General features: G+C 60.7%; 10 protein-coding genes. 7 read left to right on the top strand and 3 right to left on the bottom strand.

What is annotated here, in order from left to right; all coding sequences use genetic code 11:
- Positions 1 to 353: 353 nt before the first annotated feature.
- The 3 genes from AC4PS6_RS08410 to AC4PS6_RS08400 all read right to left on the bottom strand — a co-directional run bounded on the left by AC4PS6_RS08410 (position 354) and on the right by AC4PS6_RS08400 (position 2453).
- Positions 354 to 887 carry an REP-associated tyrosine transposase gene (locus AC4PS6_RS08410; RefSeq protein WP_336826816.1) on the bottom strand — a complete coding sequence of 178 codons (534 nt, stop codon included), beginning with the start codon at positions 885 to 887 and terminating at the stop codon, positions 354 to 356.
- Between the two features lie 131 nt (positions 888 to 1018).
- Entirely contained in the window at positions 1019 to 1219 is a 201-nt protein-coding gene (locus AC4PS6_RS08405) for a hypothetical protein (RefSeq protein WP_336826815.1), read from the bottom strand.
- A 193-nt stretch (positions 1220 to 1412) separates the two neighbouring features.
- Positions 1413 to 2453 carry a threonine aldolase family protein gene (locus tag AC4PS6_RS08400; protein ID WP_014720235.1) on the bottom strand — a complete coding sequence of 347 codons (1041 nt, stop codon included), beginning with the start codon at positions 2451 to 2453 and terminating at the stop codon, positions 1413 to 1415.
- Between the two features lie 90 nt (positions 2454 to 2543).
- Here AC4PS6_RS08400 and AC4PS6_RS08395 point away from each other — a divergent pair, with 90 nt between their 5' ends.
- The 7 genes from AC4PS6_RS08395 to purU all read left to right on the top strand — a co-directional run bounded on the left by AC4PS6_RS08395 (position 2544) and on the right by purU (position 11119).
- Complete coding sequence (locus AC4PS6_RS08395) at positions 2544 to 3272, top strand: TraX family protein (protein WP_014720234.1); 729 nt, start codon at positions 2544 to 2546, stop codon at positions 3270 to 3272.
- Between the two features lie 236 nt (positions 3273 to 3508).
- Complete coding sequence (gene glyA, locus AC4PS6_RS08390) at positions 3509 to 4762, top strand: serine hydroxymethyltransferase (protein WP_020302144.1); 1254 nt, start codon at positions 3509 to 3511, stop codon at positions 4760 to 4762.
- Positions 4763 to 4784: 22 nt separating this feature from the next.
- Positions 4785 to 6035, top strand: a complete 1251-nt coding sequence (locus tag AC4PS6_RS08385; RefSeq protein WP_003176546.1) for a sarcosine oxidase subunit beta — start codon at positions 4785 to 4787, stop codon at positions 6033 to 6035.
- Positions 6036 to 6050: 15 nt separating this feature from the next.
- Positions 6051 to 6353: a sarcosine oxidase subunit delta gene (locus AC4PS6_RS08380; protein ID WP_003194855.1), complete on the top strand. Its 303-nt coding sequence runs from the start codon at positions 6051 to 6053 to the stop codon at positions 6351 to 6353.
- The gene (locus tag AC4PS6_RS08375; RefSeq protein WP_019817431.1) at positions 6350 to 9367 is read left to right on the top strand and encodes a sarcosine oxidase subunit alpha; all 3018 of its coding nucleotides are present in this window, start codon (positions 6350 to 6352) and stop codon (positions 9365 to 9367) included. The genes AC4PS6_RS08380 and AC4PS6_RS08375 overlap by 4 nt, the downstream gene beginning before the upstream one ends.
- Before the next feature lie 136 nt (positions 9368 to 9503).
- On the top strand, positions 9504 to 10136 hold the full coding sequence (locus AC4PS6_RS08370; protein ID WP_014720232.1) for a sarcosine oxidase subunit gamma: 633 nt from the start codon (positions 9504 to 9506) through the stop codon (positions 10134 to 10136).
- 125 nt (positions 10137 to 10261) lie between these two features.
- Positions 10262 to 11119, top strand: a complete 858-nt coding sequence (gene purU, locus AC4PS6_RS08365; RefSeq protein WP_058410103.1) for a formyltetrahydrofolate deformylase — start codon at positions 10262 to 10264, stop codon at positions 11117 to 11119.
- Positions 11120 to 11172: the final 53 nt, after the last annotated feature.

Raw genomic sequence — 11172 nt, 5'->3', positions numbered from 1 at the left:
CACATGCTCGTTCCCACGCTCTGCGTGGTAACGCCACCTGGGACGCTCCGCGTCCGGCCGCATTGAGGGTGTGACGCGGAGCGTCACGGGCTGCATTCCCACGCGGAGCGCGGGAGCGATCTTCCCGGCAGCAGGCACATGCTCGTTCCCACGCTCTGCGTGGTAACGCCACCTGGGACGCTCCGCGTCCGGCCGCATTGAGGGTGTGACGCGGAGCGTCACGGGCTGCATTCCCACGCGGAGCGCGGGAGCGATCTTCCCGGCAGCAGGCACATGCTCGTTCCCACGCTCTGCGTGGTAACGCCACCTGGGACGCTCCGCGTCCCGTCGTAAGGGAAGGGGCACGCGGATCTTCAGAGCCAAGGTTGGATGTCGATCAGGCCTGGCATACCTGCATAGTTGCGCGCGCTGGAGTAACGCCAGTGTTCAGCCAGGTCCACATAGCCCCGCTTTATGGGGTTGTGATGGATGTAATCAAGCTTCTGGCGCATGACTGCCTCGCTGTAAACCAACTCCGCATGTGAACCTTCCTGCCACAGTTGATAAACACGATCTGTCTTGTGTGCACGCTTGCAGAAACGCAGGCGCTGCAATACCCGCTCCGCGCCTTTGCTTTGCAGGTCGCCAATGATGGTTCGGGCGGTGAAGGATTTGAATTGGCTGACGCACTTTCCCAGATCTGGCGCTTGAGCAATAAAGTGCAAGTGATTTTCCAGGATGACGTAACCAAACAAGTTTAAAGCGTGGTTGCTTTGTTGATATCGCCAGCAATCCAGAAGATGGTCCACCAGGTAGTTGCAGGTGAAGAGGGGGAGCCATTCCATGACAGTGCAGGTGAGGAAGTGGGGTTTTTCGGGTTCGGTGATGACATAGCGGCTTCTGCCCACGTGTTCATCCTTGATTTCGGGTGGACGCGGAGCGTCCGAGGAGGCATTCCCACGCGGAGCGCGGGAACGATCATGATTCAGCGTCGCGTCGCAGGCCATGAATCTGCGACGCGGCGCTTAGGCGTTAACAGTTATTGGGCATAGATATGAACAACGAAGTGCTGGCCTGAGTTTGTCAATTCGTAGGCTTTGTCGTAGATGGTCAACGTCCTTGAGGGCTCCTGAATGGTGTCCCCGATCTTGGCGTGTTTCCTGAACTCGTCCCAGTCTATGACCGTGGTGCTAGTGCCGCCGCCGCTTTGCAGTGTGTTGCTATTACTTTGATATTCCATGATAAAACTCTCCATTGATGTGCCTTTGCGGCCGATTATTCGGCTGGCGATGAAACCCGAAAGGCGGCAGTTATCGCTGCGTTTTCCTTGCGGGTAACAAGAGGCTAGACAATGAAAGCGAGCTACGTAGCGGTCGGAAATATCAAAAAACAGTCTCGGCAATCGGCCAGTACCAACTGGCCGAATTCGTACGTTAAGCGTTCATTACTTCCCGAATATCGGCAGCCAATTCCCTCACACGCTCTTCCTCGGTATCCCACGCACACATGAAGCGCGCACCGCCTTTGCCGATGAAGGTGTAGAAGCGCCAGCCCTTGGCGGTCAGCGCTGCAATCGCGGGTTCCGAGAGTTGCAGGAACACGCCGTTGGCCTGTACCGGGAACATCAATTCCACGCCGGGAATATCCGACACCAGGCTGCTGAGCAATTGCGCGCAATGGTTGGCGTGGCGTGCATGCTTGAGCCACGCGTCATTTTCCAGCAGGCCCACCCATGGCGCAGAAAGGAAGCGCATTTTCGACGCCAACTGACCGGCCTGTTTGCAGCGGTAGTCAAAGTCTTCAGCCAGTTTGTGATTGAAGAACAGGATGGCTTCACCTACCGCCATGCCGTTTTTGGTACCACCAAAGCACAGCACGTCGACGCCGGCTTTCCAGGTCAGGTCGGCCGGTGAGCAGCCCAGGAATGCACAGGCATTGGCGAAGCGTGCGCCGTCCATGTGCAGGTTCAGTCCCAGTTCCTTGCAGGTGGCGCTGATGGCGCGGATTTCTTCCGGGGTGTACACGCTGCCGACTTCGGTGGCCTGGGTCAGGGTCACGACGCGCGGCTTGGGATAATGGATATCCTGGCGCTTGAGGGCGATTTCGCGGATCGACTCCGGGGTCAGCTTGCCGTTTTCGGTACGGGCAACCAGCAGTTTGGAGCCGTTGGAGAAAAACTCCGGCGCGCCGCATTCGTCGGTTTCGACGTGGGCGGTTTCCGAGCAAATCACGCTATGGTAGCTCTGGCACAACGAGGACAGCGCCAGGGAGTTGGCAGCCGTACCGTTGAAGGCGAAGAACACCTCGCAGTCGGTCTCGAACAGATTGCGGAAACCGTCGGCGGCGCGGTGGGTCCATTCATCATCGCCGTAGGCGCGTTGATGGCCCTGGTTGGCTTGTTCCATGGCGGCCCAGGCTTCCGGGCAGATGCCGGAATAGTTGTCGCTGGCAAATTGTTGGCTCTTGTCGGTCATGGCCCGTTCCTGTGGTCGATGTTGGTGCGCACTTTACCCAAGATTGCCGGGGGCACGCACGCACTGTAAATGCAAAGTCGTTGGGGAATTATGCACGGTACTCACACCTTGCCTGTCGGACCTGTCCGAGATGGCGCTTTGGATCTGCTCAAGTGGCTGGCGCTGTTGAGTATGGTGCTCGATCATCTGCGCTATGTGGGGCTGAGCCTGGATGGGCTATACGTGCCGGGGCGTCTGGCGTTTCCATGGTTTTGCCTGGCGATTGCGGCCAATGTGCATCGTGTCCGTTACGTCCCAGTGACCGGCCATTGGCGCTACCTGGGTTGGTTGCTGTTGTTCAGCGTGATCAGCGAAGTGCCGTATCGGCTATTTATCGAGGACGCCGATACGTTGAATGTGCTGCCGACTTTGGTGTTAGGTTTGCTGGTTGCCCGAGGTTGGCAGCAAAAGGCGCTTTTTGATCGAGGATTAGCGCTGTTAGCGCTCAGTATCGCGGGGGCGTTTGCGACACATTTGATGTTCGGTTTTTTCGGTGTGTTGCTGCCTGTGGCGATGTTGCTGGTGTTCAGTCGCCCTTGGTATTTCAGTGTGCTTCCAGGCTTGGTTTGTGTTGCCGCCAACCAATGGCAGATTTTGCTGAATAGCGGCACACCGGTGGCGCTGTTGGGGTTGGCAACATGCCTGATTGCGCCATGGGTGGGTTTGGTCTTGTTGCGACATGCCAAAAATGTCTCGCCACCAGCGATGCGGCGTTGGGCCTATGCTTTATATCCACTGCATTTCTTGCTGCTGCTACTCATCCGCCAGATCATCGCCTAACCCCTGTGGGAGCTGGCTTGCCTGCGATGCACACACCTTGGTCTGCCAGTTGCACCGCAGCGATGCCATCGCAGGCAAGCCAGCTCCCACACAAGCGTTTGCACATTCTTGAGTCTATGTCGTAAACGCACCTTTGCGTGGCGTGCGCAGGCATTTGGCCCGCACGCGCCAGCCCTACCATCGCATCAAAGGGCCCTGCGAGGGCCTCAACAATACGAAAGGCTGGGAGAGACGCGATGTTCAGCAAACAAGACCAGATCCAGGGATATGACGACGCACTGCTGGCGGCGATGAATGCCGAGGAGCAGCGCCAGGAAGATCATATCGAGCTGATCGCGTCGGAGAACTACACCAGCAAGCGCGTGATGGAAGCTCAAGGCAGTGGCCTTACCAACAAATACGCCGAAGGCTACCCGGGCAAGCGCTACTACGGCGGCTGCGAACATGTGGACAAGGTCGAAGCCCTGGCCATCGAACGCGCCAAGCAGCTGTTCGGCGCCGATTACGCCAACGTGCAGCCGCACTCCGGTTCCTCCGCCAACAGCGCCGTGTACCTGGCGCTGATCAATGCCGGCGACACCATCCTGGGCATGAGCCTGGCCCACGGCGGTCACCTGACCCACGGCGCCAAAGTGTCGTCCTCGGGCAAGCTGTACAACGCGGTGCAGTACGGCATCAACACCGACACCGGCCTGATCGACTACGACGAAGTCGAGCGCCTGGCGGTCGAGCACAAGCCGAAGATGGTCGTGGCAGGGTTCTCGGCCTACTCCAAGACCCTGGATTTCCCACGCTTCCGTCAGATCGCCGACAAGGTAGGCGCGCTGCTGTTCGTCGACATGGCCCACGTTGCCGGCCTGGTTGCCGCTGGCCTGTACCCGAACCCGCTGCCTTACGCCGACGTGGTCACCACCACCACCCACAAAACCCTGCGCGGTCCACGGGGCGGCCTGATCCTGGCCAAGGCCAACGAAGAAATCGAAAAGAAACTCAACGCTGCGGTATTCCCCGGCGCCCAGGGCGGCCCGCTGATGCACGTGATCGCCGGCAAGGCCGTGTGCTTCAAGGAAGCGCTCGAGCCCGGCTTCAAGGCGTACCAGCAGCAAGTGATCGATAACGCTCAGGCCATGGCCGAAGTGTTCATCAAGCGTGGCTACGATGTGGTCTCCGGCGGCACCGACAACCACCTGTTCCTGGTCAGCCTGATCCGCCAAGGCCTCACCGGCAAAGAGGCGGATGCCGCTCTGGGTCGCGCCCACATCACCGTCAACAAAAATGCGGTGCCCAATGACCCGCAGTCGCCGTTCGTGACCTCGGGCCTGCGCATCGGTACCCCGGCGGTGACCACCCGTGGTTTCAAGGTGTCGCAGTGCGTCGAACTGGCCGGCTGGATCTGCGACATCCTCGACAACCTCGGCGACGCCGACGTCGAGGCCAACGTGGCCAAGCACGTGTCTGCCCTGTGCGCTGATTTCCCGGTTTATCGCTGAGCGCGGTTTTGGAGTAATGACTATGCAACGCTACTCAGGCTTCGGCCTCTTCAAGCACTCCCTCAGCCATCACGAAAACTGGCAGAAGATGTGGCGCACGCCGACCCCGAAAAAGGTCTACGACGTAGTGATCGTCGGCGGCGGCGGGCATGGTCTGGCGACCGCCTACTACCTGGCCAAGGAACACGGCATCACCAACGTGGCGGTGGTCGAGAAAGGCTGGCTGGGCGGCGGTAACACCGCGCGCAACACCACCATCGTGCGTTCCAACTACCTGTGGGACGAGTCGGCTCACTTGTACGAACATGCAATGAAACTCTGGGAAGGTTTGTCCCAGGACCTGAACTACAACGTGATGTTCTCCCAGCGTGGCGTGTACAACCTGTGCCACACCCTGCAGGACATCCGTGATTCCGAGCGCCGCGTGAGTGCCAACCGCCTCAACGGTGTGGACGGCGAGCTGCTGAATGCCCAGCAAGTGGCCGACGAGATTCCGTACCTGGATTGCTCGAAGAACACCCGCTACCCGGTGCTCGGCGCCACCGTGCAACGTCGCGGCGGCGTGGCCCGTCACGATGCCGTGGCCTGGGGCTTTGCCCGTGCTGCCGATGCCTTGGGCGTGGACCTGATCCAGCAGACCGAAGTGATCGGGTTCCGCAAGGAAAACGGCGTGTGCATCGGCGTGGAAACCAACAAGGGCTTTATCGGCGCCAAGCGTGTCGGTGTGGTGACTGCCGGTAATTCCGGGCACATGGCTTCGCTGGCGGGCTTCCGCCTGCCGATCGAATCCCACCCGCTGCAAGCCCTGGTGTCGGAGCCGATCAAGCCGATTATCGACAGCGTGATCATGTCCAACGCCGTGCACGGTTACATCAGCCAATCCGACAAGGGCGACCTGGTGATCGGCGCCGGTATCGACGGCTACAACGGTTACGGCCAGCGCGGTTCGTACCCGGTGATCGAGCACACCATCCAGGCCATCGTCGAGATGTTCCCGGTGCTGTCACGGGTGCGCATGAACCGCCAGTGGGGCGGCATCGTCGACACCACGCCGGATGCCTGCCCGATCATCTCCAAGACCCCGGTACCGAACATGTTCTTCAACTGCGGTTGGGGTACGGGCGGCTTCAAGGCCACCCCAGGCTCAGGCAACGTGTTTGCCGCCAGCCTGGCCAAGGGTGAAATGCACCCACTGGCCGCACCTTTTTCCATCGACCGTTTCCACAACGGTGCGTTGATCGACGAACACGGCGCTGCGGCCGTCGCCCACTAACAGGAGAAATTCCCTATGTTGCATATCTTCTGTCCTCACTGTGGCGAACTGCGCTCCGAAGAGGAATTCCACGCGTCCGGCCAAGCGCACATCCCGCGCCCGCTAGACCCGAATGCCTGCACCGACGAGCAGTGGGGCGACTACATGTTCTTTCGCGATAACCCGCGTGGGCTGCACCACGAACTGTGGATCCATGCCGCCGGTTGCCGCCAGTATTTCAACGCCACCCGCGACACTGTGACCTACGAAATTCTTGAAACCTACAAGATCGGTGAGAAGCCTCAGTTCACCGCCAAGGCCTCTGGAGAGAAGGTATGAGCCAGATCAATCGCCTGTCCAACGGTGGCCGCATCGACCGTAATAAAGTCCTGACGTTTACGTTCAACGGTCAGAGCTACAAGGGCTTTGAAGGCGACACCCTGGCCGCAGCCCTGCTGGCCAACGGTGTCGACATCATTGGCCGCAGCTTCAAATATTCGCGCCCACGGGGCATCTTTGCCGCGGGCGCCGAAGAGCCGAACGCGGTGCTGCAGATCGGCGCCACCGAAGCCACGCAGATCCCCAACGTGCGCGCCACCCAACAGGCGCTGTACCAGGGCTTGGTTGCTACCAGCACCAACGGCTGGCCGAGCGTGAACAACGACATGATGGGGATTCTCGGCAAGGTCGGCGGCAAGCTGATGCCGCCGGGTTTCTACTACAAAACCTTCATGTACCCGCAATCGTTCTGGATGACCTACGAGAAGTACATCCGCAAGGCGGCGGGCCTTGGTCGCTCGCCCACCGAGAACGACCCGGACACCTACGACAACTTCAACCGTCATTGCGACGTGCTGGTCGTGGGCGCAGGCCCTGCGGGCCTTGCGGCTGCGCTGGCCGCTGCGCGCAGCGGTGCTCGGGTGATCATCGCCGACGAGCAGGAAGAGTTCGGTGGTTCGCTGCTCGATTCCCGCGAAAGCCTCGACGGCAAGCCCGCCACTGAATGGGTTGCCGGCGTCATTGCCGAATTGAAAGCCCTGCCGGACGTGGTGCTGCTGCCCCGCGCCACCGTCAACGGTTACCACGACCATAACTTCCTGACCATTCACGAGCGTCTCACCGACCATCTCGGTGACCGTGCGCCGATTGGCGTGGTGCGTCAGCGTATTCACCGCGTACGCGCCAAGCGTGTGGTGCTGGCCACCGGTGCGTGCGAGCGTCCGCTGGTGTACGGCAACAACGATGTGCCGGGCAATATGCTCGCGGGTGCGGTGTCTACCTACGTGCGTCGCTACGGCGTGGCACCGGGTAAAAAGCTGCTGCTGTCGACCAACAACGATCATGCCTACCGCGTTGCGCTGGATTGGTTCGATGCGGGCCTCACCGTTGTCGCGGTGGCCGATGCGCGCCACAACCCACGCGGGGCACTGGTTGAAGAAGCTCGCGCCAAAGGCATTCGCATCCTCACCGGCAGCGCCGTGATCGAGGCCCGTGGCAGTAAGCACGTGACCGGTGCCCGCGTGGCAGCCATCGACGTCAAGGCGCATAAAGTCACCAGCCCCGGCGAGTGGCTGGACTGCGACCTGGTCGCCAGCTCCGGCGGTTACAGCCCGGTGGTGCACCTGGCCTCGCACCTGGGCGGCAAACCGACCTGGCGTGAAGATATCCTCGGGTTTGTACCCGGCGAAGCACCGCAAAAACGCGTGTGCGTGGGCGGCATCAACGGTGTCTACGGCCTTGGCGATTCCCTCGCCGATGGCTTTGAAGGCGGCGTGCGTGCAGCCAGCGAAGCCGGTTTTGCCCCGGTTGAAGGCACGCTGCCAAAAGCCTTGAGCCGTCTGGAAGAACCGACCCTGGCGCTGTTCCAGGTGCCCCACGAAAAAGCCACTGCACGGGCGCCGAAGCAATTTGTCGACCTTCAGAATGACGTCACCGCGGCCGCCATCGAACTCGCGACCCGCGAAGGTTTCGAGTCGGTGGAACACGTCAAACGCTACACCGCGCTGGGCTTCGGCACCGACCAGGGCAAGCTGGGTAACGTCAACGGCCTGGCCATCGCGGCCCGTTCGTTGAACGTGACTATCCCGCAGATGGGCACCACCATGTTCCGTCCCAACTACACGCCGGTGACGTTCGGCGCCGTAGCGGGCCGTCACTGTGGGCATATCTTCGAGCCGGTACGCTACACCGCCCTGCAGGCCTGGCACGTGAAGAACGGCGCCGAGTTTGAGGACGTCGGCCAGTGGAAACGCCCATGGTATTTCCCACGCAACGGTGAAGACCTGCACGCCGCGGTGAAGCGCGAATGCCTGGCGGTGCGTGACAGCGTCGGCCTGCTGGACGCGTCCACCCTCGGCAAGATTGACATTCAGGGCCCGGATGCCCGCGAGTTCCTCAACCGTATCTACACCAACGCCTGGACCAAGCTCGACGTGGGCAAGGCGCGCTACGGCCTGATGTGCAAGGAAGACGGCATGGTCTTCGACGACGGCGTCACTGCCTGTCTGGCCGACAACCACTTCCTGATGACCACCACCACCGGCGGCGCCGCCCGCGTGCTGCAGTGGCTGGAAATCTACCAGCAGACCGAATGGCCGGACCTCAAGGTGTACTTCACCTCGGTCACCGACCATTGGGCAACCATGACCCTGTCGGGCCCCAACAGCCGCAAGCTGCTCAGTGAAGTCACCGACATCGACCTGGACAAGGACGGCTTCCCGTTCATGACCTGGAAGGAAGGCCTTGTGGGTGGCGTGCCGGCACGGGTGTTCCGTATCTCGTTTACCGGTGAGTTGTCGTATGAGGTCAACGTGCAGGCCGACTACGCCATGGGCGTGCTGGAAAAAATCGTCGAGGCCGGCAAACAGTACAACCTGACCCCGTACGGCACCGAGACCATGCACGTACTGCGCGCCGAGAAGGGCTTCATCATCGTCGGGCAAGACACCGACGGCTCGATGACCCCGGACGACCTGAACATGGGCTGGTGCGTTGGCCGGACCAAGCCGTTCTCGTGGATCGGCTGGCGCGGGATGAACCGTGAAGACTGCGTGCGTGAAGAGCGCAAGCAGTTGGTGGGGCTCAAGCCGATCGACCCGAACGTGTGGCTGCCGGAAGGCGCGCAGTTGGTGTTCGATCCGAAGCAGACGATTCCGATGAAGATGGTGGGTCACGTTACCTCAAGTTATGCGCATAACTCCCTGGGCTATTCGTTTGCCATGGGTGTGGTGAAGGGCGGCTTGAAGCGCATCGGTGAGCGAGTGTTCTCGCCGCAAGCGGATGGCAGCGTGATCGAGGCCGAGATTGTGTCTTCGGTGTTCTTTGACCCCAAAGGTGATCGGCAGAACGTCTGACACCTGATCGTTCCCACGCTCTGCGTGGGAATGCATTCCGGGGCGCTCTGCGCCCCAAGGGCGGACGCAGAGCGTCCATGGCGGCATTCCCACGCAGAGCGTGGGAACGATCAACAGAATTCAGAACAGGTGCTTTATGACAGCAGCCAATGTTTACCAACAACGCCCCACCACCGGCGCCAAGGCCGAGTCGTCGCTGCACCATGCCGACCTCGCCAGCCTGGTCGGCAAGGGCCGCAAGAATGCCGGCGTGACCGTGCGTGAAAAGAAACTCCTCGGCCACCTGACTATCCGTGGCGATGGCCACGACGCCGCCTTCGCCGCTGGCGTACACAAGGCCGTCGGCATTGAACTGCCCGGCCCGCTGAGTGTGGTCTTCAAAGGTGAAACCAGCCTTCAGTGGCTCGGCCCGGACGAGTGGCTGTTGATCGTGCCGAGCGGTGAAGAATTCGCCGCCGAACAGAACCTGCGTGCCGCCCTGGGCGACCTGCATATCCAGATCGTCAACGTCAGCGGCGGCCAGCAGATTCTTGAACTGAGCGGCCCTAACGTGCGCGATGTGCTGATGAAGTCCACCAGCTACGACGTACACCCCAACAACTTCCCGGTTGGCAAAGCCGTGGGTACGGTGTTCGCCAAGTCGCAACTGGTGATCCGTCATACGGCTGAAGACACCTGGGAACTGCTGATCCGCCGCAGCTTCTCGGATTACTGGTGGTTGTGGTTGCAGGATGCCTCGGCTGAGTTCGGCCTGAGCGTTGTCGCATGATGATCATTCCCACGCTCCGCGTGGGAATGCATACCGGGACGCCCCGCGTCCCAAAAGCGGACGCAGAGCGTCCATGGCGGCATTCCCACGCAAAGCGTGGGAACGATCAGCCTGAGGAGTGACCCATGAGCCGCGCACCCGATACATGGATTTTGACCGCCGACTGCCCCAGCGTGCTCGGCACGGTGGACGCGGTCACCCGCTACCTGTTCGAGCAGGGCTGTTACGTCACCGAGCACCATTCGTTCGATGACCGCCTTTCTGGCCGGTTTTTCATTCGTGTGGAGTTCCGCCAGCCCGACGGTTTCGACGAGCAAGCCTTTCGCGCAGGTCTGGCGGCCCGTGGTGAAGCGTTTGGCATGATCTTCGAACTGACGGCGCCGAACTACCGGCCCAAAGTGGTGATCATGGTCTCCAAGGCCGATCACTGCCTGAACGACCTGCTGTATCGCCAGAGGATCGGCCAATTGTCGATGGACGTGGTCGCGGTGGTGTCCAACCACCCTGATCTCAAACCGTTGGCCGACTGGCACCAGATTCCCTACTACCATTTCCCACTGGACCCCAACGATAAACCGTCCCAGGAACGTCAGGTGTGGCAGGTGATTGAAGACACCGGCGCCGAATTGGTCATCCTTGCGCGCTACATGCAAGTGCTGTCACCAGAGCTGTGCCGCAAGCTGGACGGCAAGGCCATCAACATTCACCACTCGTTGCTGCCGGGCTTCAAGGGCGCCAAGCCCTATCACCAGGCGTACAACAAGGGCGTGAAATTGGTGGGCGCAACGGCGCATTACATCAACAACGATCTGGATGAAGGGCCGATCATCGCCCAAGGCGTGGAGGTGGTAGATCACAGCCACTATCCCGAAGATTTGATTGCCAAGGGGCGGGATATCGAAGGGCTCACATTGGCGCGAGCGGTGGGGTATCACATCGAGCGGCGGGTGTTCCTGAATGCCAATCGCACCGTCGTTCTCTAGATCGCTGTCGCAGGCAAGCCAGCTCCCACATTCCTGGATGTGTGAACCCGATC

This window comes from Pseudomonas sp. DW-iso17 (assembly GCF_058725345.1).
The sequence above is the reverse complement of the archived record's forward strand: the minus strand, read 5'-3'. Positions and strand labels throughout refer to the sequence as shown.

Coding starts and splice junctions, on each gene's coding strand:
- purU (WP_058410103.1), top strand. CDS start 10,262: ATGAGCCGCGCACCCGATACATGGATTTTGACCGCCGACTGCCCCAGC.
- AC4PS6_RS08400 (WP_014720235.1), bottom strand. CDS start 2,453: ATGACCGACAAGAGCCAACAATTTGCCAGCGACAACTATTCCGGCATC.
- AC4PS6_RS08385 (WP_003176546.1), top strand. CDS start 4,785: ATGCAACGCTACTCAGGCTTCGGCCTCTTCAAGCACTCCCTCAGCCAT.
- AC4PS6_RS08380 (WP_003194855.1), top strand. CDS start 6,051: ATGTTGCATATCTTCTGTCCTCACTGTGGCGAACTGCGCTCCGAAGAG.
- AC4PS6_RS08370 (WP_014720232.1), top strand. CDS start 9,504: ATGACAGCAGCCAATGTTTACCAACAACGCCCCACCACCGGCGCCAAG.
- glyA (WP_020302144.1), top strand. CDS start 3,509: ATGTTCAGCAAACAAGACCAGATCCAGGGATATGACGACGCACTGCTG.
- AC4PS6_RS08395 (WP_014720234.1), top strand. CDS start 2,544: ATGCACGGTACTCACACCTTGCCTGTCGGACCTGTCCGAGATGGCGCT.
- AC4PS6_RS08405 (WP_336826815.1), bottom strand. CDS start 1,219: ATGGAATATCAAAGTAATAGCAACACACTGCAAAGCGGCGGCGGCACT.
- AC4PS6_RS08375 (WP_019817431.1), top strand. CDS start 6,350: ATGAGCCAGATCAATCGCCTGTCCAACGGTGGCCGCATCGACCGTAAT.